1 protein-coding gene is annotated in these 774 nt (G+C 38.2%); it reads left to right on the forward strand.

Going from position 1 to position 774, the window contains the following annotated elements; genetic code table 11:
* Positions 1-767: IS3 family transposase (locus tag CWC11_RS20070; protein WP_138684110.1), on the forward strand; the 767-nt coding region annotated here is incomplete at its 5' end.
* Between the last annotated feature and the right edge of the window lie 7 nt (positions 768-774).

The raw sequence follows: 774 nt of genomic DNA on the forward strand, positions 1-774 counted from the left end.
CTCGGGATAAAGCGTTGAAGCCAGTCAAGGAATTAGTGATGTATTGGAGGCAATTCATGCCTCGTATTGGTGGGAAGAAACTTTATTTGATGATAAAGCCAGAGCTGCAAGAGCGTGGTATAAAACTAGGCCGTGATTGTTTTTTTGACTATTTGAGAGAGCATGACTTTCTTGTAAAACCAAAGAAAAATTATACTAAAACAACAAACAGTAACCATTGGATGCGCAAGCATCCTAATTTACTAAAAGAATACACGCCTACTGCTGCCGAGGAAGTCTTCGTTAGTGACATTACATACGTAAAGTCAGCGCAAGGCGTGCATTACCTATCGTTAGTCACTGATGCTTACAGTCGAAAAATAATGGGTTATGAGCTGAGTGATGAAATGAAAGCAACCGATGTAGTCAAAGCATTAGAAATGACAATTAAGCAACGCGTATATAAACGTGATGCCATTCATCATTCAGATAGAGGTTTACAATATTGCTCTGAAGTATATCAAAATACGCTATTAAAAGAGGGCATTAGACCATCGATGACCGATGGGTATGACTGTTATCAAAACGCATTAGCAGAGCGTATTAACGGGATATTAAAGCAAGAGTTTTTACTGTATAAATGTCGCAATATGGCAGAGTTAAAACAGCTCGTTGAAGAATCGATATTTATATACAATGAAATGCGACCGCACTTAAGTTTGGATATGAAAACACCAAATCAAGTGCATAAAAAAGACCTGGCGCTTTCGCACCAAGTCTTTCATTAAAACCGTC

Source organism: Pseudoalteromonas sp. S3178, assembly GCF_005886985.1.
Classification (GTDB): domain Bacteria; phylum Pseudomonadota; class Gammaproteobacteria; order Enterobacterales; family Alteromonadaceae; genus Pseudoalteromonas; species Pseudoalteromonas carrageenovora.